Origin of the sequence: Acetobacterium bakii, from assembly GCF_001263355.1 — a bacterium.
GTDB classification, from domain to species: Bacteria; Bacillota; Clostridia; order Eubacteriales; family Eubacteriaceae; genus Acetobacterium; species Acetobacterium bakii.
This window is the reverse complement of sequence record NZ_LGYO01000027.1, coordinates 36,112-58,689: the sequence shown is the minus strand read 5'-3', so window position 1 is coordinate 58,689 and position 22,578 is coordinate 36,112. Positions and strand designations below refer to the sequence as shown.

Genomic DNA, 22,578 nt, shown 5'->3' with positions numbered 1-22,578 from the left:
AAGTAATCTTGGCTGTCACTCATTTTTTTAAATGCATTTATTTACAAAACATCCGCATAGTCATTGCTCTCCGTTAATATTTTCTCGGCATAAGAACAAATTGGGATGATTCTTCTTTTTTCGACCCGGGCATATGCCACCACAGCGTCAACTAGTTTCTTACCGATCCCCTGTTTTCTCAGAGCATTTGAAACATATACATAATCAATCGATATTTCTTTATCTCCGTGAAGACAAAAGTTAATTTCTGCTATGGGAGCCATTTCATCGTCACCCATATAAAATTTATTTATGCCCCTTTTTATATTTTCCATTAGATTCTCCTAACCTGTTTAAATTTTTGGTATTCTTCTTACCGGCTTGTGCATGAAAATTCTGCTATCTCTTTTAAAACCCAGTGGCTCATAGAATCGATGGGCGTTGGAAGTGACTAAAAGTCCGTATAACTCCATGAAATCCTCGTCTTCGCTAATATATTTAACAAGCCGCTTCCCAAGTCCTTTTCCCCGGTGTTCCTTGTCAATGATGACATCGCAAAGATAAAAGGTGGTTGTATAGTCGGTCAGTACCCGTGCAAATCCAATCTGTAAGTCGTTTTGATCATAAACCCCATAACAAGTGGAATGTTCGATGGCCTTTGCACAAATTTCTTTAGTTCGTTTTTTTGCCCAGTATGTCTGTTCCATAAGCTTTTTAATTTCGTCAAGCTGTAGTTTAGTTTTATCATCACTGATGGTGTAGCTATCTGACATTTTAATCCTCCGTTTATTTATTATCCTTAGGTAATTTCACTATTTATTCTTTTTTTTCTTCTATTATTTTAACATATTTCAGGGACAATCATATCAATTCTTTTTTTATTATACTATTTGACAATGTAAAGATTAGTGATAGAATCAGATTATAGAATTTATTAAAAAATATAAACGACTTCATGGTTTTCAATGCATTGTGTTTTTAATCACGCGTAAAGCAGAAATGGAGGATCGTTATGAATTATGAAAGTTATTCAAAGGAACAGCTGATTGAAACAATTGAAGAATTACGATTATTAAATCATCAGTTATTAGCTGATAATGAACAATATTTAATTGCAAATGAAAAATTATCTGATCCTAACAGATTAACAAAACTAAGAAACATCAGAAACTTGCTCAAACATTTAATTATGGAAATTAACCGTAGTTCGATATTAAATAAGCCCATATCAATTGCCTTATTTGAGTTCGAAGGTTTTAAAAAAATCAACGATACCAAAGGTTATCTTTATTGTGATATCATTTTGAAAGATGTGGCTCAAATCATCCAAAGCAACGTCAGAGACACTGATCTTGTTGGACGATACACAGGCGAGGAATTTATGATCATATTTTCAAGCACTTCCGAAAGTGTGGCTCAGAACATTTCTCAGCGCATTCAACAGGCAATTCAACAACATTTCCTTGAAGATAATATCAGTATAACCGTCACTAGCAGTATTAAGCAGAAAGCTGGTGAAAGTCTTGAGGATTTTATTAAGGCCGCGGAGGTAAATTTAATCAAAGCGAAAAAATCAGCATAAAAAAAGGCATCAGCATTGATGCCTTTTTTTATGCATTTACTCCATGGTTTGTTCTTTAATCGGAAGCACTCCGGCCATTTCACCAATCACATTGATTAACTGGGTATTGGAAGGCACGACGATTTTCGAATTACTTTTCAGTGCAGTCTCGGTTGCTTGCAATTGTCTTAATAGTTGAGCATTTCCCACAAAATACATTTCAGCGGCTTCATTGACAAGCTTAATGGCCTGGGCCTCGCCTTCTGCCGCAAGAATTCTTCCTTGTCTGATTCCTTCCGCCTTTTTTATTTCAGCCCGCTTAATTCCATCCGCAGTTGTTTCGGCGGCGGTGGCAAAGTCTATGGCAGCGACTTTTTCATTTTCCGCTTTAACTACCTTGTTCATGGTTTCCTGGACATCCTGGGGCGGATCTATTTCTCTCAATTCGGTTCGTACAATATCAATTCCCCACTTGTCAGTTTCTTCTTTTAAGGTAACCAGTAAGTCCGTATTAATCCGGCTTCTTTCGCTGTTGGCGGATTTCAACGTCAGGGTTCCGATGATATTACGCAGTGTGGTTCTGGCCAGATTGATAATCTGCACTTTGTAATTATTGACATTGTATACCGAATTTTTAACACTTTCTTCGTCAGCTTTGACCTTAAAGTAAACCTGGGCGTCCACCGTTGCATTAAGATTATCATTGGTAATAATAACCTGAGGTTCCGCATTAAACATTTGCTCGGTGACATTCACCACAAAGAGTCTCTGGACCAGCGGCATAACCCAGTGAAAACCCGGTTCTGCAAATTTTGTATACTTCCCAAGTGTTTCAATGAGGCCCCGACTTGTGGGTCTGACAATACGAATACCGGCGAAAAAAATAACGATGGCAATGATAACAATGATTAATAATCCTGATAAAAAATACATTCTTTTCTCCTTTTCAATGATTGGTGTTGATTTCTAAATAACAACCACGCTTCTTTTAACAGTATATCCTAATTTTCTGATATTTAACAGAAAATTTTATTCGTTAATAATTAGTATGATAAAATGGTGTTCTGCAGATTCAACTGCAAATAAAGCTATCTCACTTGGCTTTTTTAGTCTGATACAATAAAGAAAGGGTGTGTTTCATCGTGTTTACTGATCGATTAACCGTTCATTTTGAAAAATCCATCACCACCTCCCCAGTCGGGTTTTGCCTATATTGGATGCAGCAATCCCAGCGCATCAATTACAACCATGCTCTTGCCTATGCCATTGAACTGAGTAATGAATACAAATTGCCTTTATTGGTCTATTTTGGCCTCACTGATGATTTTCCCGAAGCTAATGAGCGGCACTATGCCTTTATGCTTGAAGGTCTCAACGAAGTTTCAAAAGAACTACAGAAACGTGGTATTGGTTTTCATCTGGTAAAGGCATCCCCTGAGGTTGGCATTACGGATTATATCAGGAATGCAGCCTTCCTGGTTATGGATAAGGGCTATCTGAAAATCCAGCGAAAATGGCGGGAGAAGGTCATTAAAAAGGCATTGACAACCGAGGTTTTAGGCGTTTATGAATTGGAAAGCGACTTGATTGTTCCCATTGGAATGACCTCTGTCAAAGAAGAGTACGCCGCCAGAACCATTCGACCCAAAATTCATAGATATCTTGATCAATATGCCCTTAATTTCCGGATGAAATCAGTGATAATCCCCTGGTCTGGCGAGTGGTTTGAGGCATTGGATAATCAACTCTATCCAAAGGCAATTCATAACCTAAATCCCAAAATGATCGATGAATTTCTTGAAAGTGCTGCCATTGATCATTCAGTTAAGAAAAGTTTATATTTCAAAGGCGGTTATTCAAACGCCCTCCTGCGTCTGCATGCCTTCATCGAAAAAGGATTACCCCATTACGACGAAGGCAATTCGCCGGCTTTTGTGGTTCAATCAGGGCTCAGTCCCTATCTGCATTTCGGACAAATTTCGGCCCTTGAAATTTACCTAACCTTGCAAAAAGTTAAGCATATCAGAAATGAAGCTTATAATGGATTTATTGAACAACTTATTGTACGACGGGAATTGGCCTTTAATTTTGTTTATTATCGAGAAGGCTATGATGTTTTTGAAACCATGACCAATCCATGGGCATATCGTACCATGGGACTTCATGACGATGATGTCCGCCCTTACCTCTATGACGTGGAAGTTTTGGAAAAATTTGCTACCCATGATACTTACTGGAATACCGCTATGAAAGAAATGGTGCTTACCGGTTATATGCACAATTATATGCGCATGTATTGGTGCAAAAAAATCATCGAGTGGACTCCGAATTTTAAAAAGGCCTATGAAACTGCCATCTATTTAAATAATAAATACTTTATCGACGGCCGAGATCCCAATAGTTATACCGGAGTTGCCTGGTGTTTTGGGATACATGACCGGGGCTGGCGGGAACGAAGTATTTTCGGAACTTTGCGGTATATGAATGCCCAGGGGCTTAAACGAAAGTTTGATATGAAAAAATACATTGAGCGCATTGACAAACTTATATAATCCTAAGCCACACCTTTCGATCCCAGTATTTTTGCTGGGTGCAAACCACTTTAATTTTAGTGTAAATCCTATTTTTAAATATATTCACCAAAATGCAATTGTTTGGAAAATTAAAATGCGGGTAAAAAAATATACAGACAGTTTATAAATTTGTATCTATTTTATTATAGGAGGTTTACTTATGTCAGTTGTACCAAAAACCAAGGAAAATGTTAGAAAGTGTATGTGTACAAAGTGTCCCAGCTATACCCTTATTTGTAAGGTCAAGTCAGTGCCGGATAAAGTGAGTGTAAGTTTTAGTGATCTAGAATCTAAAGGTCATGCGGAAGTGATGTTTTGTGCCTATGAACCAAGTCGCTGTATTGAAAAAGAAAAAGGCTGCCTCTGTGAAACTTGTGAGTTGTTTAGGGAATACAATCTTAAAAATAGTTTTTATTGCATTGTCGCAGGCGGAAAGCTGTAATTATCAAATTATTTATATGCAATTCCATTAAAATATTACATTCGAACTTTAAAGCAGCTATTTTTGCCTGATCGACGGAGGGAAATAGAATAATAAGCATAAAAAAACAGACCCGTTAATTGGTCTGTTGAGTTTGATGCTAAAACCGCCCTGGGGACAATGGTAAACCGTTGTCCCCAGGACTTACTTTTTGCTTTGCTGACACTTTAAACAGACCAGCTAATTGGTCTGTTTTCTTATGCATCAATCCAGGTTGCGAGCTTTTATAATAGTTTAAATGATGTATAGCGTTGTCCATCCGAATAAATGATTTTTAAGCCAACCATTTCGCTGATCACTGTCATGGTTTTTAATGTGTAGAACGAGATGTGACAGGCCTCTCTCATATAATGCCAGTTCATAAAAGCAGCGTCATTTCGAGGATGAAAGGTGGTCATTATCGATAACAGTCCGTCTTCATCCAGCAGCGCTTTGAATTGATGGAAATAATCCAATGGATTTTTTAAATGCTCGACAACTTCGGTGGCAGTGATGAGATTGTATTTTTGGCCTTCGTAAATTTTATCCGGAGCGTAAAACCGATCGTATATATCCATTGAATAGTCATAGTCACGTTCTAAAAGTGTTGCCAGCACCGGAGAAGGGCCGCTTCCAAAATCCAGACCGTTTCCCCCAGTTTTGCAATAATCCAGAATTGCCGAATGAATAAACCGTTTGAAATAGTCCACATAGCGCTGATCTTCAATGGTGTTTTCATGGAGATTATAAATTCTCAATTCTTCTGCCTCGGTTATGATTGCATTTTTATCTTTTGAAATAAATTCGCAATAGGAACAGTAATAGAAGCTTAATTGATAATCTTTATGAAATATTTCTCTTGTTTCTGATCCGCAAATATCGCAATAATCATTCATCAATTTCTATCCCTTTTAAATCCCTAATATTTAATAATTCCCATGGCTTCTAAAATTGAACTGATGAGAATGGCCACGATGCAAACCGGTGCTATGTATTTGATCATAAGAATAAAGAGCTTTTCTCGTTTAAAGGGTGACGAAAGCTTGACTTCGTCGGTAATAATTTTCGTCTCAAGAATATGCCCTACAAAGATACAGGTGAAAAATGCACCCACCGGCATAAGTACTGAGTTGGTAATAAAATCGAAAAAGTCCAGGAAGTTAAAACCAAAAATCGTAATACTGCTCCAAACTCCCTGACCCAATGACGATGGAATCCCCAATAGAATCGCAATGACTGCAACAATTAAGACGCCCTTTTTGCGGTTCCATTTAAACTGATCACACACCGTGGAAACTACCGCCTCCATCAGTGAAATAGACGAGGTCAGTGCTGCGAAAAGAACCAGCAAAAAAAATACGCCGCCCATAAAATTACCGAAGTTCATGCTTTCAAAAACCTTGGGCAAGGTTACAAACATCAACCCGGGACCTTTGTTAAGGGCTGCAGGATCGCCTCCGGAAAAAGCGAAAACTGCAGGAATAATCATAAAGCCTGCTAAAATTGCAATGCCCGCATCAAAAAGTTCAATCTGTTTTACCGATGCTTCCAGGTCTTCTTTTTTACTCAGGTAAGACCCATAGGTTACCATAATCCCCATCGCCAGAGATAAAGAGTAAAACATTTGTCCCATGGCGGCTAAAACCGCCTGAAAGCTGAAATTCGAAAAATCCGGATACAGAAAATATCTAACCCCTGCCATGGCTCCCGGTTGGAAAATGGAATAAACCGCCACAAAGAGGGATAAAGCAATCAGAATAGGCATTAATATAACACTTGCTTTTTCGATACCGTTTTTGACCCCCTTGATAACAACAAAAGTGGTTGCCAGCACAAAAATGCATTGCCAGAATATGGGCTCCAGGGGTTGTGCAATATAGCCGCCAAAATAATCATTCGCTGCGGTGGCTAGTCCGCCGCCTGAAATAAAGGTGACAAAGTATTTAATCACCCATCCCCCGATAACACTATAATAGGGTAGAATTAAAAAGGCCACTAGGGAGGCAATAACCCCGATGAAACTGTATTTTTTATTTAAGGCCCGATAGGCACCAACCGGGCTGAGTTGTGTTTTTCGGCCAATGGCCAACTCGGCGGTCATGATGGTAAAGCCCAAGGTTAATACAAATATAAGATAAATCAGGAGGAAAAGTCCTCCGCCATATTTTGCTGCTAAATATGGAAATCGCCAAATGTTGCCAAGGCCCACCGCTGAACCTGCGGCGGCCATAACAAAACCAATTTTGCTAGAAAACTTGCTTCGACTACTCATAGATCACGGCTTACGCCAGTTTCTTTTTGTATTCGATGAACTCATCATAGGTTGATAAGCGATCAAGGATACCTTCTTCACGAATTTCGATGATTCGATTCGCTACCGTTTCCATAAACTGATGGTCATGGCTGGCAAACAGAAGAATTCCTTTATATTCCATGAGACCGTTGTTCACTGCGGTGATGGATTCGAGATCTAAATGGTTGGTGGGCTGATCCATAACCAGAACACACGCGTTTTTCATCATCATCTTGGAAAGCATGCAACGCACCCGTTCCCCTCCGGATAATACCTGTACTTCTTTGTAAATATCGTCGCCGGAGAAAAGCATCCGACCCAGGAATGCACGAATATAAGTTTCGGTGATTTCCTCGGTATATTGCTGAATCCATTCGCAGATATTCAGGGTACAATCGTTGAAAAATTCGCCATTGTCCTTTGGAAAATAGGATTGGCTGGTGCTGACGCCCCATTTGAAACTGCCTTCATCAGGCTCAATTTCTTCCATAAGAATCTTGAATAAGGTAGTCATGGCAATTTCATTATCGGATACAAAGGCAATCTTTTCATCCTTGCCGACCCGAAAACTGACGTTATTCAGGACCTTGACCCCATCAATGGTTTTGGATATATGCTCAACACTGAGAATTTCCTTACCGGGTTCTCGGTCAATCTGAAATCCAACCCATGGGTATTTTCGTGACGAGGATGGCATATCTTCAATATTCAGCTTATCCAGCATCTTTTTACGGGAAGTGGCCTGTTTTGATTTGGATTTATTAGCCGAGAATCGGGTAATAAAGTTCTGCAGTTCCTTGGCTTTGTCTTCGCTCTTTTTATTTTGATCCTTAAGCAATCGCTGAATCAATTGACTGGATTCGTACCAGAAATCATAATTCCCGACGTAAACCTTAATTTTATTATAGTCAATATCGACAATGTGGGTACAAACGTTATTAAGGAAGTAACGATCATGGGAAACCACGATAACGGTGCCTTCATAATCCATCAGGAAATCTTCTAACCAGAGCACGGCTTGGATGTCCAAATGGTTGGTAGGTTCATCCAGCAGAATGATCTCAGGTTTACCGAACAGGGCCTGAGCCAATAAGACCTTAACCTTTTCATTCCCATTGAGTGAATCCATGGTGGCATCGAGAATATCAACCCCGAGACCTAACCCCTGGATAATACGGGAACCATCGGATTCTGCTTCCCAGCCGCCCATTTCCGCAAATTCGCCTTCTAATTCTCCGGCCTTAATGCCGTCTTCATCGGAAAAATCTTCCTTCATGTATAAGGCGTCTTTTTCTTTCATAATAGCATATAGACGGGCATTACCCATCATAATGGTATCAAGCACAGTGAATTCATCATAGGCATAATGATCCTGTTTCAATACGGACATACGGATGTGTTGAGGAATAAAAACATCCCCTGTCGACGGCTCAATTTCACCGGATAATATATTTAAAAATGTGGTTTTTCCTGCACCGTTGGCACCGATAATGCCGTAGCAATTTCCTGGGATAAACTTTAAATTGACGTTGGAAAATAGATTGGTTCCGCTAAAATTTAAACTTAAATCTGTTACTGTAATCATATATTTCGTGATCCTCCATGGTATTTATAGTCATAAAGAAAAGGCCCTTATCAGTTAATTCACTGATAATGAACCTTCACTACAAGACATTTAATTATACCCTTTATTCCTTTTAATTTCCAGTGTTTTCATAAATACTTAAGATAATATTTAAGTCCGCTGGCTCAATTTGTTTAAAGTGCTTCTATGGCTTCCGGATATGCTGGTTTTTTTGCCTCTATCCTACTGAAAGAAGTAAATCTTATGCAAAATTAGTTTTCATCATTAAAAATTTTCATGGCGCGTTCCGCATCCTGTTGCATTCCTAAACGTCCGATTTCTGAAATTTCATCGAAACGCAGTTCTTTACCGGGGTTTTTAGCAAAATAATCTTTTACAGCCTGACCTCCCGCCAGGGACATATAGGTGAAGTAGTTGATCTTTGAAATCCCAGCCTTAATGGCTTTTTTAAAGTCGTCATCCCCTACTCCGGATCCTCCGTGCATGACCAGCGGGACATCCATCTGGTTATGAATCTCGGCGATACGGCTGAAATCCAAACAAGGTTCTGCTTCATAAATCCCATGGGCGGTGCCAAAGGCAATGGCCAGGGCATCGATTCCGGTGGCAGCAACAAAGGCTTTAGCGGATTGGGGATTGGTGTAACACTCTTCCGGGGTCAAGGCTTCGTCTTCGGGATCCATGGCACCTCCGCCTTCGGGACGGAGCACCCGACCAAGCTCTGCTTCCACGGAAACCCCCAGGCAATGGGCGATCCTGACAATTTCACAGGTATTTTCGAGATTTTCATCATAGGGCAATTTTGAACCATCATACATCACTGACGAAAACCCCATTTTCATGGCCCGTAATAAATAGCCCAAATCTTCGCCATGATCTAAATGAACGCACACATTTACCCTGGCTTTTTTTGCCAGATTAATCATAACCGGTCCGATGGTATCTAATTGAGCAATGTCTTCGTGGATCTGAGCATGGTTAAGAATCACCGGCTGCTGAAGATTTTCAGCTGCCGCAATCACCGCTTGAATGCTTTCTAAATTCGGGGTATTAAAGGCTCCTACGGCAAACCCACGAGCAGTGGGTATTTTTAATATTTCACTGAGATTAACAAGCATGATTTTTCTCCTTTATGCTTTTACACGCTACAATATCCACACCTGACCCGCAAATATCAGAGATGAGCACATCACCTCTTTTGCAGGCATGTTGGAGCTTGCTTCTTTTAATTTCATTCATGGCTGCCACCATACTTCTTTTGGGTATGGGTTGCGCCGATTTGACCGGTATCAGGAATTCTTGTTGACCCAACATCATAATCATAGTACTGGTCAATGTTCTTTCCGGTGCAGTCAGTTCTTTTTGTGCAAACTTCAGCCCCCGTTTACAGGTGTATCCTTCAATACTAAGGGTGTCTTTCCCTTGTTTTGTCACAGTGATCACACATTCCGAAGGACAGGTGGTACAGCACAACATGTTTCTTTCCATCTACTTAACCTCCATAACTGAAACCGTCAATGGCCGGGATAAGCCGGCCAATTGTTCGGGTTTGATTTTAACATTTTCCATGACGCTTGGTTTAAAGTCTTTCGTTTTGCCTTCATAAATAATTTTCTTCCCACTGATAACTACAATTCGGGCCGCATCCAAAGGCGATCTGACTCTGAAGTTAACCAAAGCACTTTTCTTTAAAGGTAGAGATATCTTATCAGGCACGGTGTAAGCGACATTTTCTCCAGGACTCAAGCTGATATAGTCCCTTGATTTGACCTTATTGGTTAAGGCAAACTGGGCGGCATATTCTCCGGCCCGTTCTGCCTCCAGGGTGACCAAATCTACTAAATCATGAACATGAAGCACATTCCCACAGGCGAATATTCCGGAAATATTGGTTTCCAGAGTTTCATTTACTAAAGGGCCATTGGTTTTGGGGTTTAATTCAACCCCGGACTTCTTTGAAAGCTCATTTTCAGGAATTAAACCGATGGAAAGCAGCAGTGTATCACAGGGGATGATTTCCTGACTACCTTCAATAATCTCCATTTTTTCATTCACCTTCGACACTTCAATGGCTTCGAGTCTGGGATAACCAATAATATTGGAAACCGTGGTTGATAAATGAAGAGGAATATCAAAATCATCCAGACAGTTTTTAATGTTCCGGTATAGTCCATTGGCATAGGGCATCAGCTCATAAACACCGATAACCTTTATTCCTTCCAGGGTCAGCCGCCTTGCCATAATCAGGCCAATATCGCCGGAGCCGAGAATAACCACCTGGTTTCCGGGTTTCAGATTTTCTATGTTCACATAACGTTGGGCTAAACCTGCGGTAAGAACCCCAGCTGGCCGGGACCCCGGTATTTTTATGGCCCCTCGGGTTCGTTCCCGACAGCCCATGGCAAGAACAACGGCTCCGGCTGTAAAATCCAACATCCCGGCTTCATTCATGGCCGTGACCTTTCGGTCAGCCCCAATATCAATGACCATGGTATTGAGATAAACATCAATATCCGTCTCACTGACTTTTTCGATAAAAAGCTCGGCATATTCCGGCCCGGTTAATTCTTCTTTAAAATACTTAAGACCAAAACCACTGTGTATGCATTGATTAAGAATCCCTCCCAATTCATTGTTTCGTTCGATAATGGCAACGGTGGCACCTTTTTCTTTGGCTTTTAGGGCTGCTCCGAGGCCCCCGGGGCCGCCGCCGATGATGACGATATCGTATTGCAATTTTCTCATTTTAAGCCTCCCCTGTTTTTACTTTGCCGCGCAATAGTTCAGTTCCCAAATCTTCCAGCAGAACCTGATCCACGGGAATAGCTAATTCCCGGGCAATGATTGACAGAACCTTGTATTGACAGAATCCGCTTTGACACCGTCCCATTCCCGCTCGGGTACGCCGTTTAATGGCATCAAAGGTATGGGCACCGATAACCCCGTGGATGGCGTCGACAATTTCACCCTCGGTAACGGTTTCGCAGCGGCACACAATTTTTCCATAGGCCGGATTGCTCTGAATGAGTTTATCTTGTTCTTCTATGGTGAGCTGATTGAAGACGACTTTTTTCTCCCGATAGGGATTGTAGCTTAGCTTGTTTTTTAAAGAGAGGCCGGCATTGGCCAGCAAATCACGAACATGTTCGCCAATGGCCGGCGCCGAGGCAACCCCGGGAGACTGGATTCCGGCAACGTGAATAAACCCTTTCACGGTTTGTGATTCGGCAATAAAAAAATCATTGTTATTGTTGATCACCACCGGGCGAAGCCCTGCGAAGGTTCGAATGACCCGGTTTGTTTCAAGCTCCGGTAAAATCCGGTGGACGCCGTCAATGAGTTCCTGGATACCATGTCGATAGTTTACCACGTCCTCTTTATCGTCTAACATCGTTGCTGTTGACCCGATAATTGTATTTCCGTGAATGGTTGGAATACAAGCTATGCCCTTTGACTCCGGGCTGGGAACCGGGAACATAACCGTATTTGGTTTAAAGCTGAGATCTTTGTCCAAAACCATAAGATCACCATGGCGTGGCTTTATTTCATATTCGTAAATGTCCAGCAGTTTTGCCACTTCATCAGCATGATTACCGGCGGCATTTACGATATAATCACAGTTAAATGCGGCATTTTTTGTTTTAATCACAAAACCACTTTTATTTTTATCGATGGACAGTACCTTCTGATTGGTAAAAATATCCACGCCGTTATCTTTGGCATTTTCTGCAAAGGCAATGGCGACCTCAAAGGTATCCACAACGGTGGTAGTGGGTGAATAAAGACCCTGGGTAACATTTGGCGCCAGGTGTGGCTCTTTTTTTCGCATTTGCTCTGCGCTGATAATTTCCAAACCTTTCACACCATTTTTAATGCCGTTGTCACGTTTGTATTTAAGCACCTCAAGATCTGCTTCGCCAAAACCAATGACAAAAAGTCCGGGATTAATCATCCCAAAACCCAGCTCTTTGGAAAGCCGTGGGTACATGTTAGCTCCTTCAACATTGATTTTCGCTTTAAGGCTTCCGGGCTTTGGATCATATCCCTGGTGAACTACTCCTCCGTTGCCTTTGGTAGCCCCGATACCAATATCGGTACCGCGTTCAAGAAGGCCTGTTTTAATTTCGTATTTTGACAATTCGTGAGCAATAGCGGTTCCAGTAATGCCCCCTCCGATGATGATAACATCATAATGACTCATTTTAATTTCCTTTCTTAATTCCCATGTTTCCAAGGATAGTATTCATGGTGTGAGAACTACCCTTTTCTCTTTTGTTGCTATCGCATCAGCATCCCGCCGGTGGCATCCAGGGTGGTTCCGGTAAGATAAGCTGCGGGTTCCGAGGCTAGAAATACCACGATATTTGCCACATCCTCTGGTTGAGCCACTCGACCAATGGGAATACGACTCTCATAGTATCCGGGATTCGCTTTGATATTTTCCCGAATCAAATCTGTATCCACAACCCCCAGGGCAATGCCGTTTACGGTGATTCCCCTGGAGGAAAGTTCCCGGGCCATGGAAATGGTCAAGGCCACCATGCCCGCTTTACTGGCAGCATAATGGGCATGCCCAGTGGTGGACCCGTTAAAAGCTGCCTGGGAATTCACATTTATGATTTTTCCGGGCCGTCCTTTTTCCAGGTTTGCTTTTGCAAAAAACTGCGAAGTCTGAAAAGGTGCGGTGAGGTTGACATTCATGGTCAGTTCCCAATCCTCCAGGGGAATATCCTGAATCCAGCCGGTCAGCCAGATGCCAGCATTATTAATCAGGATATCTAAATCCCCAAGCAGCTTTTGCGCTTCTTGCATCATATCAATGGTCTCAGCCGGATTTTCCAGATTTGCTGCAATGGCATAGGCCTTAACCCCCATGGCTTTAGCTTCTTCAATAACAGCCTGAATATTTGGGGTTAATGCCCGGGCTGTCACGGCAATATTAACCCCTTCGGCCGCAAGGCCCAGGGCAATCGCCCGTCCGACGCCACGGGATCCCCCAGTAATAATGGCATTTTTTCCCTGTAGTTTTAAATCCATTCTCTTTTCTCCTCAATTTTAATATTCATCCCAAATGCCATCCAATGCATTGATAATCTTCAGATAACGGTTGTATTTTTTATCATACATGGCGAACTTTTCAGGATTGGGTGTGGCCGTAAAAGCGATGTCTACCATTACATCCGAGGCGGCTTTAAAGCTCTTGTATTCCCCGGTTGCAACCCCGGCGCAGATGGCGGCTCCCAAAGCTCCCAGTTCACTGCAGTCAGTGACTTCAATGGGGACCTGGAGAATATCCGCAAACATTTGAACCCAGACCTTGGACCGGGCAACCCCACCAGCAATTCTTATGCTCTTGGGTGCTTTCCGATATTTAAGCAATTTTTGAATATGATATTTGTGACTGAACACGATTCCTTCATAAACGGCTCTGAGCATGTTATCACGGTTGTGGTAGCTGTTTAGTCCAATAAAGCAGGCCTTTGCATTAATATTGACGTTGCTGGCATAAAGAAACGGCAGAAAGACAATTCCACAATCCTGATCGCCAAGGCAGTCTACACAATTATTCGAATAATCATAGACATCCTGATTCTTGAGGTCCACGTCTCTCAGAATTTCAGTTAAAAACCATTCCAAATTACTGGCGGAGGTCGGACTGCCTTCCATGATCATCCAGTATCCGGGAATCGGATATATGGAAGTCATGAATAAATCCTTATCCACCACCGGTTTCTTGCTGATGTACTCATTAATACTCCAGGTTCCCGCAACCACACACATTTTTTCTTCATCAGTGATCCCCACTGCCATGGCGGATGCATGAATGTCCATACAGCCTCCGGCAACCGGGGTGCCTTCTGCCAGACCCGTAAGTTCTGCCACTTCTTTAGTGATCTTGCCACACACTTCTCCTGAATAGCGCAGTGGTGGAAGCTTATCGTAAATGGATTCAAGTCCCATATCCTTTAACAAATCAATATCATATTTTACATCCCGGACATTCATAATGCTCGAGCCTGACATATCAGCAATTTCCCCAAAGGCTTCACCGGTTAATCGAAACCGAATATAATCCTTACACATAAAAATCCATTTGGTGTTTTCAATGACTTCCGGTTTATAATCCAGGAACCACCGCAACAATGTGGTTGGTTGTCCGGCCCAAACGGATTGCATGGTTTTTGGCAGGATCTTTTCAAAGGTGCCATCCTTCATCCATTGGATGACGTACTCTTTCCCCCGAACATCCGTGGAAATCATGCCATTGTAGGCCTGCTTGCCGTCTGCCTGGATGAGATACATACCGTTTCCGTGACCGGTGGCGGCCAGTCCGATCACTTCACTGCCCTTTATTCCGGCTTTTTTCAGGACGCCTTTAATGGCAGAAACATTGGCTTGCCACATTTCCTCAACATCGCGTTCGGTGAAGCCGGGCTCGGGCTGAAACATCGCTGTTTTTGTACTGGAAATGGCGATTTCCCTGCCTTTTAAATCATAGATGGCGGCCTTAATCATTGTGCCGCCATTATCAAGACCGATTAAATATTTCCCCATGTTTTTAATCCTCCATTTTCAAATTTTAATAATTAATTACACAACTACTGTGAGCTTCGCTGCCAATTTACACGAAACAATTTTTACACTGCAGGTTGGACAGGCTATTGCCTGTTCGCCTGCACGTTACAAAATAGTTTGTGAAAACTGACATCAAAGCAACCATCGTTCGATTCTTTTAAATTATGCAATTATCCATTAATTTTCAACATTTTTCACTGGATTCGTTTACAGTTTTCTATAAAAAAATCCTGCTTAATGGATGCGACTAAAAACGTCACATCCATTAAGCAGGACTCACACAATTACCATCCAGGCCTTTTATTCTGTTGTATTTACCACAGGGACTTGTCACTTATCGTGACACCCTTAAAGCCGCGTTCTCTTATCTTATTTAGCATTTCCCGATCCCTGATGAAGCCTCCGGCAAGCAGCGGGATCCTGGCTACCTGCATCAAATCATCAAACAAATCCATGGCCGTAATTGCCGGCAACACTTCGGCGCCGTCAACTCGTGCAGATTCCAGAATTTTCATAGTTGTTTCGAAGGATCGTGAATCAATAAGAAAAAAACGTTGGATTGTAAAAAGTTCATAGCGTTTCGCCATTCCCAGCTTACCGCTGTCAGTTGACATAACCCCATCAACATGATAATGGTTTTTCAACAGTTTCATGCCGACGTGATCTTTACCAAAACCGCCGATTAACTCAAGATTGACCAATGCTTTTTTACCTTTTGAATGAACCATTTCCACTAATGTTTTAAGATTAGCGATATGGGCATCGGTGAGCAAAATTATCCTGGCATCACTTTCAAGGGCGACTTCCAAATTATTCAGCTTGCGAATGGATGGGATGACCTCAAATTCGTTAAATTCTATGTTACTCATTGACTATCCTCGTTTCAAAAATCATAGCACACTATGAATTGCACTGTCAACTTTTATTTATTGGACAAGTTTTTCTTAATAAATAGATTCATACCGCTAATAGTCCGTTGTTTTTCTCACTTCAATCACTCTATGAAACATTCTTTTGTCTCATTATTAAGATGCATGCAAAGAAACAAAGTCCATAAATGTCTGACTGATCAGCTTATGACCCTCGGCGTTTGGATGAATGCCATCCTCACAGATTAATTCTTTGAAATTACGCTTGTCTAGAAAACGGCTGCGTACATCAATAAATAGACTTCCCGTTTCCGCTGCAATAAGTGCTATGGTGTTTGAATACAGCTCTTGAAAGCGGTAAATCATTTGCACATCACCAAGAAATTTTGTTATATTTTCCTTACTCAGTCCATTGCGGGTAATCCAGGACAGATACTTTTCCGCATCAATTGGCGGAAGCGACATCAGCAATGGTCGGATGCCGTGCTCATTTAACTCAGCAATGATTTCGCGAAAGGTTCTTTTGAATAAATCCAGGGGTGTATGGGGAAGATGATTTTCTTCGGGGCTGGCTGACACAGCTTCCCAATCATAATCGCAATCATTTCCGCCATATTCCAGAAGCACAATTTCACAGTCAAGGCCTTTTTTTAATCCGTTTGTCAGATATTTATGACCTTTTTCAATGGTACAGCCGAATTTTGAATGATTATGGATTTGAAATGGTATTAATTTTTCCAGAATTTTAGCTACACTTTCTTTGGAAAAAAAATACTTCTGACTTTCTTTATCCAACATCACACCTTTTAAAATTGAATCTCCATATACCGCAATCTGCTTTTTAATGTCCATATAGGTATCTCCTTTTCTTTTACCCCAATAACCAATTTACCGCCAGATGCGTTTGCAAATGATGATATAACCTGCCAATAAATTCGAGTCGTTGCTATGGCGTCTGAATTCGACTCGATTATTATCACCCTGACTAATCAGATTGATTATTTCCTCGTTAAACTTGTTGTTTTTATCCATCAAAAATCGCACCATCTCTTTACAAAGCTTTTTTTATTATTATATCACTCTTTCGTGTATTTAAAATACTCTCCAGTAAATAATATGAATGAATCCCTTTTCATTTTTACTTTGTTACTTTAATCAGGATTTGAAAGCTTTTTTCTTAAATTACTGTTTTTTCGCTTGTTTTTCCTAGCCTACATTGGGTATAATAAACTCGAGGTGATACATTATGAAAGTAGAATATAACAAACTTGTCAGAGACAAAATCCCTGAAATTATTAGAGAAAGCGGACGGACCTGTGAGTTTAAGATCCTGGGTCAATCAGAAATTAAGGACGCTCTAAAAGAAAAGCTCATTGAAAAGGCGGAAGTATTTTCTAAGAGACCCTCGGAAGATGAAATTTCTGATATTTATGAATTGTTGGACACCATTGTGGAAGTCTACGACTTCGAACCTCTTCACATCGATTACTTGAAGCTCCAAAACAAAGAAAGCAAGGGTTCTTACTCTGAAAAGGTTTTTTTGATTTCAGTGGATGACGGCCAATAAACAGAAATATTATTTAAAAAATTAGAACAGGCGATAGTGATTGCAAATAAACAATCCCTGTCGCCTGTTTATTTAAAAAGCTTTTTAAAATCAATCAGCGCAGCATAAAGGCATTTTCGTAGTGATTAATCACTCTTTTTCCATCGTCTTCAAAATAAATTTCAAGCACATCAAACCGCACACTGACATCGAAAAGTTTTTTTTCTTTCAGGTACCATAATGCGGTTTTTCCGATGCGTTTTTGTTTGCTCAGGTTCACAGCTTCCCGGGGAAAACCATACTTTAAATTTTTTCGATACTTCACTTCCACAAAGACAATTGTCTCTTCTTTTTGAATGACAATATCAATTTCTCCGGTTGAGCGTTTGTAATTTCGATCGAGAACCCGGTAATTTGCATTCGTCAAAAAAGTGACCGCCAGTTCTTCGCCCTGCTGTCCTTTTTGATAATTTTGGGTTTTCATTAAAAACCCAAATTCCGGACAAAGCTTCTGCGGTGAATCGGCGTTAGTCCGTATTTGTGAATGGCCTCGATGTGCTGAGCTGTACCGTAACCCATGTTGTGATCAAACCCATACTCCGGATATTCTTCATGATAAACCAGCATCATATTGTCCCGAAAAACCTTGGCAATAATACTGGCGGCACCGATACAATAGCAGGTGGCATCCCCGTGAATGATTGATTTCTGAGAAATATTCGAATCAATTTTAATGGCATCAAGAAGCAAAAGCTCGGGCTGGATGGAAAGCTTTGCCACCGAGTCTGCCATGGCTTTTTTGGTGGCGTTCAGAATATTAATCTCATCAATGGTTTGGTTGTCCACCACGCCAATTTCATAATCCAAAACTTCGGCTAAAAGTTGTTGACACAGGCTTTCCCGCATCTTTTTAGATAACTTTTTAGAGTCATTCACGTACGGAATCTGAGAGTCGTGTTTGAGGACTACAACACAGGTAACCACAGGACCTGCCAAGGGCCCCCGGCCAACCTCGTCAATGCCTCCAATGTATTTTATCCCCGCCTGATAATGGCCATTTTCCATTGCTTTCATCTTTTGAATCCGCTGTTTTTCTATTAGCAATGCGCCCGCTTTTCTTTCGAGGGACAAACCCATCTTTTGAACAGCGAGTCTGGGATCTGCTTTCAGCAGGGAAATTATTTCAGGGCAGTTTTTGATTTCAAGTGTTTCCAGTTCCTCATGGATAGCTTTAACAGTTTGCTTATGAATGTCAATCATATGGTACCTCTTTTTTCTTTGGGGTCATTTTAAGGGTGTTATTATTGAAATCATTATACTACATGTGCCCAGGATTTATCAAATAAATTGCCGCATCGTTCCAATTATTCTCACCGAACAAGGATAAGCTATGAATACTAAAAAACGCTAATTCTAACCATTTTACTGGTTAAAGAATTAGCGTTCACTTTTGTTGTTTTATTGATTTTTTACCCCATAAAGGTTTTACTGGTTGGACGTTCAAGGGTTATGCGGCCGATGCGGCCATTTTTAAAATCGTTGAGAATCAGTTCGCTGGTTCTTGAATAATCATATTCTCCGCCTTTTATGAGTAATCCACGGCTTTTGGCAATGGCATCATAAATTTCGACGAAGTTTTTGTTTTCCAATGTTATTTTATAAATATTCTCCACATATTTGGGATAATAGGCAATCAGATATTTTAACAGATCCGCGGCAATGTTCTCTTTTTCATAAATCGTGTCTTTAATGGAACCGAGCCATGCCAGGTGAAGCCCAACCATGGGATCATCAAACTTAGGCCATAAAATCCCCGGGGTATCCAAAAGCATCAGGTTATCCGGGGTGCTCAACCATTGCTGGCCTCTGGTTACACCCGGCCGATTCCCGATCTGGGTTTTCTTTTTACCGATCAGACTATTGATGACCGTTGATTTTCCGGCATTGGGAATGCCGCAAACCAGGCATTTCATTTGGAACTTATTTTTTACGTTTAGAGAATGAATTAATTTAATGAGCTCAGCCTTCAAACGCCGATCGAAGGCATCATAAAGCATGACATGTTGAATATTCGTATTTCCTTTGAACCAATCCATCCAGGCTTCACTCACAAAGGGATCTGCCAAATCGGACTTATTCATTAACAGTATGTGCTGCTTATTCCAGGTGTACTCGTTAATGTCCGGGTTCTTGCTGGATATGGGCAACCGTGCATCCACTACCTCGATCACGACGTTAATGAGCTTCATTTTTTCTTTGATTTCCCGTTTGGCTTTGGCCATGTGACCGGGATACCACTGGATATATTCTATTTTTTCATCAGACATTAATTCACCGTTCCTATGGCATTGAGTGGCCAAATTCTAAAAATCACTTTTCCGTCAATGGCATCTTTGTCAACAAAGCCCAGGCTTTCATAACGACTGTCCGAGCTGTTAGCGCGGTTATCGCCCATTACAAAATAAGTACCCGCTGGGACGGTTACTTTTGCAAAATCATCATAGGGTACAGCGCTGATATAATCCTCTGCGACCGGCTGATCATTAAGATAAAAAACAGTATCTTTTATTTCTACAGTATCTCCGCCTTTTGCAACCACACGCTTGACATATTCAACACTTTTACTGTAGCTGAGAATCACAATATCCTCATACTGAGGCTCGCCGATGGTATAGCCGATTTTGTTAATAATTAATCGATCACCGTTGTCAAGGGTTGGAACCATGGAGCTGCCATCAACCATAACGAAATCAAACAAAAACATTTTAATAATAAATGCAAGAATAACGGCAATAATCGCAGACTGTAACCATTCTCTAAGTTCCAAGCTGCCGCTGCGTTCCCGATCACTTTTCATCTCTTCACTTCCTTACTGTAAAATAACCAAAAAAGAGGCTTGACAGCCTCTGAATTACGCTCTTTTTTCTTTTCGTTCTTTAACTTTGGCTGCTTTTCCAATACGATCGCGAAGATAAAATAACTTGGCACGACGAACCTTACCACGTCTTACGATAACAACATCTTCAATTTTTGGTGAATGTACGAGGAAAGTTCTTTCAACGCCAACGCCTGAGGAAATCTTACGCACGGTAAAGGTTTCTCCTACACCGCCATTTTGTCTTTTTAATACGATGCCTTCAAAAATCTGAATTCTTTCGCGTTTTCCTTCAATAACTTTTACGTGTACTTTTACAGTATCTCCAACAGAAAACTTGGGCAGCTCTGCCTTCATGTTTTCCATTTGAATCTTTTTAATTATGTCCATTTGTTTCTCCTTTAAATTGAATTTTGACGTTCGTGCATCAAGTGCAGAGGACCGTCTCCTTTGTTAACATACCATGGTATTATACACTGATTCTATTTCTTATGCAAGCTTTTTTCATAGTTTTCATACAAATCCGGACGGTTATTTTTTGTTTTTTCTTTTGCCTTTGTCAGACGCCAGGCTTCAATGTCCTTATGGTGACCGGATAAGAGCACATCTGGAACCGCTGCGCCTTCAAATTCCCTTGGTCTGGTGTAATGAGGGTACTCCAGCAGATTTGATTCAAAGGATTCTTCTTCCAGACTTTCTTTATTCCCTAAAAAATCCGGGATATTCCGGGCGATGCAATCCGCCATGGTCAGGGCTGGAAGCTCACCTCCGGTAAGAACGTAGTCCCCCACTGAAAACTCTGCGGTAACATACTGGTCAATGACCCGTTGATCAATTCCTTCGTAATGGCCGCAAATAAATACAATCCCTTTTTCCTCTGCCAGCCCAATACTGTGGTTTTGTTTGAACTGCTGGCCACTGGGGGTTAGATAAATAACCGGGTAGTCTAGGTAATTCTCAATGCTTTTAAGGGCATTGACAATCGGCGGTGCCGCCATAACCATACCGGCTCCGCCGCCAAATGGGGCGTCATCGACTTTGTTGTGTTTATTCCCGGAAAAGTCCCGGATATTAATAACCTTATATTCTATGATCCCATTTTCCACCCCGCGTCCCATCATTCCAGACTGAAAATAGGTGTGAAATATTTCCGGGAATAGGGTTAAAAAATAATAGGTCATAGCTCCAATATTTCCTGGGGAATAGTGGCATTGATACGCTGTTCTTTCATATCAATGTTATCAAAATAAATTTTTCGGGCTGGCACACAGTAGGTTTTTTTACCCCCAGTAATGATGTAAACATCAATGCCGCCGGTTTGCATTACATCTGTGAGCTTTCCCAGAAGTTTGTCCCCATTATAAACTGGCAGCCCCAGCAGATCCTCAATAAAAAATTCATCTTCATTGAGTTCAACCGCAAGCGCGCGATCAATGGCGATGTGCTGGCCCATTAAGGCTTCAGCATCATTTCGGGTAATTACACCCTCCAGAAATAAAAGTACATTGTTCTTATGCAGGCGATGGCCCTTAATGGTATAATCCACCCAGCTTTTGTCTTTTGAGATCTTAATGGTATCTAAATCAAAGAAACGCTCAGGGTCGTCGGTGAGAGGCAATACCTTGATTTCCCCTTTTATCCCATGAACCCCAAGTATCCGACCGATGATCATCATGCTATCATTTTTCATCATTTTCTCCCAATAATAAATAAAAAAAAGAGCTGTATACACAGCCCAGTGCATCAACTATTGGATAATTTCCAACATGACGCGCTTGTCTTCTTTCGTGGCAGCGGCTTTTATGACGGTACGAATTGCCTTTGCGATTCGACCCTGCTTTCCAATGACTTTGCCCATGTCATCGTTGGCAACCTTTAATTCCAAAGTTATGGATTGATCGCCTTCGACTTCCTGAACAGAAACATCATCGGGATGATCAACCAGAGCCTTAGCAATAATTTCTACAAGTTCTTTCATCACTTACCTCCTGATACTACTCGATTACGTTTTCTCTTTTTAACAAATACTTAACGGTATCTGTTGGTTTTGCTCCATTAGCCAACCAAACCTTTGCACGATCTGCATCAACTTTTACAAGTGATGGATCAACACAAGGATTGTAGTACCCAATTTCTTCGATGAATTTGCCATCTCTTGGAGCACGTGCGTCAGCAACAACGATTCTATAAAAAGGTTTTTTCTTCTTACCCATTCTTTTTAATCTAATTTTAACTGCCATGTTTATTTCCCCCTTTCTTAA

28 protein-coding genes are annotated in these 22,578 nt (G+C 41.2%); 4 read left to right on the top strand and 24 right to left on the bottom strand.

The window, feature by feature from the left end:
• Positions 1 to 41 precede the first annotated feature (41 nt).
• Together AKG39_RS11195 and AKG39_RS11190 are read right to left on the bottom strand one after the other, a co-directional pair.
• Entirely contained in the window at positions 42 to 314 is a 273-nt protein-coding gene (locus AKG39_RS11195) for a GNAT family N-acetyltransferase (protein WP_050740485.1), read from the bottom strand.
• 18 nt (positions 315 to 332) lie between these two features.
• On the bottom strand, positions 333 to 752 hold the full coding sequence (locus AKG39_RS11190; RefSeq protein ID WP_050740484.1) for a GNAT family N-acetyltransferase: 420 nt from the start codon (positions 750 to 752) through the stop codon (positions 333 to 335).
• Positions 753 to 991: 239 nt separating this feature from the next.
• Here AKG39_RS11190 and AKG39_RS11185 point away from each other — a divergent pair, with 239 nt between their 5' ends.
• A complete protein-coding gene (locus tag AKG39_RS11185; protein ID WP_050740483.1) occupies positions 992 to 1,561 on the top strand; it encodes a GGDEF domain-containing protein in 570 nt (189 codons plus the stop codon).
• 36 nt (positions 1,562 to 1,597) lie between these two features.
• On the opposite strand, the gene AKG39_RS11180 is transcribed toward AKG39_RS11185, so the two are convergent.
• The gene (locus AKG39_RS11180; protein WP_050740482.1) at positions 1,598 to 2,473 is read right to left on the bottom strand and encodes an SPFH domain-containing protein; all 876 of its coding nucleotides are present in this window, start codon (positions 2,471 to 2,473) and stop codon (positions 1,598 to 1,600) included.
• Between the two features lie 209 nt (positions 2,474 to 2,682).
• Between AKG39_RS11180 and AKG39_RS11175 the strand changes: the two genes are divergently transcribed.
• Both AKG39_RS11175 and AKG39_RS11170 read left to right on the top strand, forming a co-directional pair.
• Positions 2,683 to 4,092 carry a deoxyribodipyrimidine photo-lyase gene (locus AKG39_RS11175; protein ID WP_201780274.1) on the top strand — a complete coding sequence of 470 codons (1,410 nt, stop codon included), beginning with the start codon at positions 2,683 to 2,685 and terminating at the stop codon, positions 4,090 to 4,092.
• A gap of 181 nt (positions 4,093 to 4,273) precedes the next feature.
• Positions 4,274 to 4,555, top strand: a complete 282-nt coding sequence (locus AKG39_RS11170) for a DUF2769 domain-containing protein (RefSeq protein WP_050740480.1) — start codon at positions 4,274 to 4,276, stop codon at positions 4,553 to 4,555.
• Positions 4,556 to 4,818: 263 nt separating this feature from the next.
• Here the strand turns inward: AKG39_RS11170 and AKG39_RS11165 are convergent, their stop codons facing one another.
• From AKG39_RS11165 to AKG39_RS20055, 12 genes are all read right to left on the bottom strand, one after another.
• Positions 4,819 to 5,469, bottom strand: a complete 651-nt coding sequence (locus tag AKG39_RS11165) for a class I SAM-dependent methyltransferase (RefSeq protein WP_050740479.1) — start codon at positions 5,467 to 5,469, stop codon at positions 4,819 to 4,821.
• Between the two features lie 23 nt (positions 5,470 to 5,492).
• Complete coding sequence (locus AKG39_RS11160; RefSeq protein WP_050740478.1) at positions 5,493 to 6,845, bottom strand: sodium-dependent transporter; 1,353 nt, start codon at positions 6,843 to 6,845, stop codon at positions 5,493 to 5,495.
• Between the two features lie 10 nt (positions 6,846 to 6,855).
• Positions 6,856 to 8,451, bottom strand: a complete 1,596-nt coding sequence (locus tag AKG39_RS11155; RefSeq protein WP_050740477.1) for an ABC-F family ATP-binding cassette domain-containing protein — start codon at positions 8,449 to 8,451, stop codon at positions 6,856 to 6,858.
• A gap of 251 nt (positions 8,452 to 8,702) precedes the next feature.
• On the bottom strand, positions 8,703 to 9,569 hold the full coding sequence (locus AKG39_RS11150) for a class II fructose-bisphosphate aldolase (RefSeq protein WP_050740476.1): 867 nt from the start codon (positions 9,567 to 9,569) through the stop codon (positions 8,703 to 8,705).
• The gene (locus tag AKG39_RS11145; protein WP_050740475.1) at positions 9,559 to 9,939 is read right to left on the bottom strand and encodes a DUF1667 domain-containing protein; all 381 of its coding nucleotides are present in this window, start codon (positions 9,937 to 9,939) and stop codon (positions 9,559 to 9,561) included. Before AKG39_RS11145 ends, AKG39_RS11150 begins: the two co-directional genes overlap by 11 nt.
• On the bottom strand, positions 9,940 to 11,196 hold the full coding sequence (locus AKG39_RS11140) for an NAD(P)/FAD-dependent oxidoreductase (RefSeq protein WP_050740474.1): 1,257 nt from the start codon (positions 11,194 to 11,196) through the stop codon (positions 9,940 to 9,942).
• 1 nt (position 11,197) lies between these two features.
• The gene (locus AKG39_RS11135) at positions 11,198 to 12,652 is read right to left on the bottom strand and encodes an NAD(P)/FAD-dependent oxidoreductase (RefSeq protein WP_050740473.1); all 1,455 of its coding nucleotides are present in this window, start codon (positions 12,650 to 12,652) and stop codon (positions 11,198 to 11,200) included.
• A gap of 77 nt (positions 12,653 to 12,729) precedes the next feature.
• Positions 12,730 to 13,488: an SDR family NAD(P)-dependent oxidoreductase gene (locus AKG39_RS11130; RefSeq protein WP_050740472.1), complete on the bottom strand. Its 759-nt coding sequence runs from the start codon at positions 13,486 to 13,488 to the stop codon at positions 12,730 to 12,732.
• Between the two features lie 18 nt (positions 13,489 to 13,506).
• Positions 13,507 to 15,006: an FGGY-family carbohydrate kinase gene (locus tag AKG39_RS11125; protein WP_050740471.1), complete on the bottom strand. Its 1,500-nt coding sequence runs from the start codon at positions 15,004 to 15,006 to the stop codon at positions 13,507 to 13,509.
• A gap of 335 nt (positions 15,007 to 15,341) precedes the next feature.
• Positions 15,342 to 15,896 carry a glycerol-3-phosphate responsive antiterminator gene (locus AKG39_RS11120; RefSeq protein WP_050740470.1) on the bottom strand — a complete coding sequence of 185 codons (555 nt, stop codon included), beginning with the start codon at positions 15,894 to 15,896 and terminating at the stop codon, positions 15,342 to 15,344.
• Positions 15,897 to 16,052: 156 nt separating this feature from the next.
• Positions 16,053 to 16,748, bottom strand: coding sequence for an SGNH/GDSL hydrolase family protein (locus tag AKG39_RS11115; RefSeq protein WP_050740469.1), 696 nt, complete (start codon positions 16,746 to 16,748; stop codon positions 16,053 to 16,055).
• Positions 16,749 to 16,784: 36 nt separating this feature from the next.
• On the bottom strand, positions 16,785 to 16,928 hold the full coding sequence (locus tag AKG39_RS20055) for a hypothetical protein (RefSeq protein ID WP_160316173.1): 144 nt from the start codon (positions 16,926 to 16,928) through the stop codon (positions 16,785 to 16,787).
• Between the two features lie 214 nt (positions 16,929 to 17,142).
• Here AKG39_RS20055 and AKG39_RS11110 point away from each other — a divergent pair, with 214 nt between their 5' ends.
• Positions 17,143 to 17,463 (top strand): nucleoside triphosphate pyrophosphohydrolase, encoded by a 321-nt coding sequence (locus tag AKG39_RS11110; protein ID WP_050740468.1) that lies wholly within the window; start codon positions 17,143 to 17,145, stop codon positions 17,461 to 17,463.
• 94 nt (positions 17,464 to 17,557) lie between these two features.
• Here AKG39_RS11110 and AKG39_RS11105 read toward each other — a convergent pair whose 3' ends face one another.
• From AKG39_RS11105 to rpsP, 9 genes are all read right to left on the bottom strand, one after another.
• Positions 17,558 to 17,926: a YraN family protein gene (locus tag AKG39_RS11105; protein ID WP_050740467.1), complete on the bottom strand. Its 369-nt coding sequence runs from the start codon at positions 17,924 to 17,926 to the stop codon at positions 17,558 to 17,560.
• Positions 17,926 to 18,702, bottom strand: a complete 777-nt coding sequence (locus AKG39_RS11100) for a ribonuclease HII (RefSeq protein ID WP_050740466.1) — start codon at positions 18,700 to 18,702, stop codon at positions 17,926 to 17,928. The genes AKG39_RS11105 and AKG39_RS11100 overlap by 1 nt, the downstream gene beginning before the upstream one ends.
• Positions 18,703 to 18,911: 209 nt before the next feature.
• A complete protein-coding gene (ylqF, locus tag AKG39_RS11095) occupies positions 18,912 to 19,769 on the bottom strand; it encodes a ribosome biogenesis GTPase YlqF (protein ID WP_050740465.1) in 858 nt (285 codons plus the stop codon).
• A complete protein-coding gene (gene lepB / locus AKG39_RS11090) occupies positions 19,769 to 20,299 on the bottom strand; it encodes a signal peptidase I (RefSeq protein ID WP_050740464.1) in 531 nt (176 codons plus the stop codon). The genes ylqF and lepB overlap by 1 nt, the downstream gene beginning before the upstream one ends.
• A 54-nt stretch (positions 20,300 to 20,353) precedes the next feature.
• The gene (gene rplS, locus AKG39_RS11085; protein ID WP_050740463.1) at positions 20,354 to 20,707 is read right to left on the bottom strand and encodes a 50S ribosomal protein L19; all 354 of its coding nucleotides are present in this window, start codon (positions 20,705 to 20,707) and stop codon (positions 20,354 to 20,356) included.
• A 92-nt stretch (positions 20,708 to 20,799) separates the two neighbouring features.
• Entirely contained in the window at positions 20,800 to 21,498 is a 699-nt protein-coding gene (gene trmD, locus AKG39_RS11080) for a tRNA (guanosine(37)-N1)-methyltransferase TrmD (protein ID WP_050740462.1), read from the bottom strand.
• Positions 21,495 to 22,007 carry a ribosome maturation factor RimM gene (rimM, locus tag AKG39_RS11075; RefSeq protein WP_050740461.1) on the bottom strand — a complete coding sequence of 171 codons (513 nt, stop codon included), beginning with the start codon at positions 22,005 to 22,007 and terminating at the stop codon, positions 21,495 to 21,497. Before rimM ends, trmD begins: the two co-directional genes overlap by 4 nt.
• A 57-nt stretch (positions 22,008 to 22,064) precedes the next feature.
• Complete coding sequence (locus AKG39_RS11070) at positions 22,065 to 22,295, bottom strand: KH domain-containing protein (protein ID WP_050740460.1); 231 nt, start codon at positions 22,293 to 22,295, stop codon at positions 22,065 to 22,067.
• Positions 22,296 to 22,311: 16 nt separating this feature from the next.
• Complete coding sequence (gene rpsP / locus AKG39_RS11065) at positions 22,312 to 22,557, bottom strand: 30S ribosomal protein S16 (RefSeq protein WP_050740459.1); 246 nt, start codon at positions 22,555 to 22,557, stop codon at positions 22,312 to 22,314.
• Positions 22,558 to 22,578 lie beyond the last annotated feature (21 nt).

Bases quoted from the DNA above. Each gene is read 5' to 3' on its own strand.
- AKG39_RS11195 (WP_050740485.1), bottom strand. From the start codon at position 314: ATGGAAAATATAAAAAGGGGCATAAATAAATTTTATATGGGTGACGAT.
- AKG39_RS11190 (WP_050740484.1), bottom strand. From the start codon at position 752: ATGTCAGATAGCTACACCATCAGTGATGATAAAACTAAACTACAGCTT.
- AKG39_RS11185 (WP_050740483.1), top strand. From the start codon at position 992: ATGAATTATGAAAGTTATTCAAAGGAACAGCTGATTGAAACAATTGAA.
- AKG39_RS11180 (WP_050740482.1), bottom strand. From the start codon at position 2,473: ATGTATTTTTTATCAGGATTATTAATCATTGTTATCATTGCCATCGTT.
- AKG39_RS11170 (WP_050740480.1), top strand. From the start codon at position 4,274: ATGTCAGTTGTACCAAAAACCAAGGAAAATGTTAGAAAGTGTATGTGT.
- AKG39_RS11165 (WP_050740479.1), bottom strand. From the start codon at position 5,469: ATGAATGATTATTGCGATATTTGCGGATCAGAAACAAGAGAAATATTT.
- AKG39_RS11160 (WP_050740478.1), bottom strand. From the start codon at position 6,845: ATGAGTAGTCGAAGCAAGTTTTCTAGCAAAATTGGTTTTGTTATGGCC.
- AKG39_RS11155 (WP_050740477.1), bottom strand. From the start codon at position 8,451: ATGATTACAGTAACAGATTTAAGTTTAAATTTTAGCGGAACCAATCTA.
- AKG39_RS11150 (WP_050740476.1), bottom strand. From the start codon at position 9,569: ATGCTTGTTAATCTCAGTGAAATATTAAAAATACCCACTGCTCGTGGG.
- AKG39_RS11145 (WP_050740475.1), bottom strand. From the start codon at position 9,939: ATGGAAAGAAACATGTTGTGCTGTACCACCTGTCCTTCGGAATGTGTG.
- AKG39_RS11140 (WP_050740474.1), bottom strand. From the start codon at position 11,196: ATGAGAAAATTGCAATACGATATCGTCATCATCGGCGGCGGCCCCGGG.
- AKG39_RS11135 (WP_050740473.1), bottom strand. From the start codon at position 12,652: ATGAGTCATTATGATGTTATCATCATCGGAGGGGGCATTACTGGAACC.
- AKG39_RS11130 (WP_050740472.1), bottom strand. From the start codon at position 13,488: ATGGATTTAAAACTACAGGGAAAAAATGCCATTATTACTGGGGGATCC.
- AKG39_RS11125 (WP_050740471.1), bottom strand. From the start codon at position 15,006: ATGGGGAAATATTTAATCGGTCTTGATAATGGCGGCACAATGATTAAG.
- AKG39_RS11120 (WP_050740470.1), bottom strand. From the start codon at position 15,896: ATGAGTAACATAGAATTTAACGAATTTGAGGTCATCCCATCCATTCGC.
- AKG39_RS11115 (WP_050740469.1), bottom strand. From the start codon at position 16,748: ATGGACATTAAAAAGCAGATTGCGGTATATGGAGATTCAATTTTAAAA.
- AKG39_RS20055 (WP_160316173.1), bottom strand. From the start codon at position 16,928: ATGGATAAAAACAACAAGTTTAACGAGGAAATAATCAATCTGATTAGT.
- AKG39_RS11110 (WP_050740468.1), top strand. From the start codon at position 17,143: ATGAAAGTAGAATATAACAAACTTGTCAGAGACAAAATCCCTGAAATT.
- AKG39_RS11105 (WP_050740467.1), bottom strand. From the start codon at position 17,926: ATGAAAACCCAAAATTATCAAAAAGGACAGCAGGGCGAAGAACTGGCG.
- AKG39_RS11100 (WP_050740466.1), bottom strand. From the start codon at position 18,702: ATGATTGACATTCATAAGCAAACTGTTAAAGCTATCCATGAGGAACTG.
- ylqF (WP_050740465.1), bottom strand. From the start codon at position 19,769: ATGTCTGATGAAAAAATAGAATATATCCAGTGGTATCCCGGTCACATG.
- lepB (WP_050740464.1), bottom strand. From the start codon at position 20,299: ATGAAAAGTGATCGGGAACGCAGCGGCAGCTTGGAACTTAGAGAATGG.
- rplS (WP_050740463.1), bottom strand. From the start codon at position 20,707: ATGGACATAATTAAAAAGATTCAAATGGAAAACATGAAGGCAGAGCTG.
- trmD (WP_050740462.1), bottom strand. From the start codon at position 21,498: ATGACCTATTATTTTTTAACCCTATTCCCGGAAATATTTCACACCTAT.
- rimM (WP_050740461.1), bottom strand. From the start codon at position 22,007: ATGAAAAATGATAGCATGATGATCATCGGTCGGATACTTGGGGTTCAT.
- AKG39_RS11070 (WP_050740460.1), bottom strand. From the start codon at position 22,295: ATGAAAGAACTTGTAGAAATTATTGCTAAGGCTCTGGTTGATCATCCC.
- rpsP (WP_050740459.1), bottom strand. From the start codon at position 22,557: ATGGCAGTTAAAATTAGATTAAAAAGAATGGGTAAGAAGAAAAAACCT.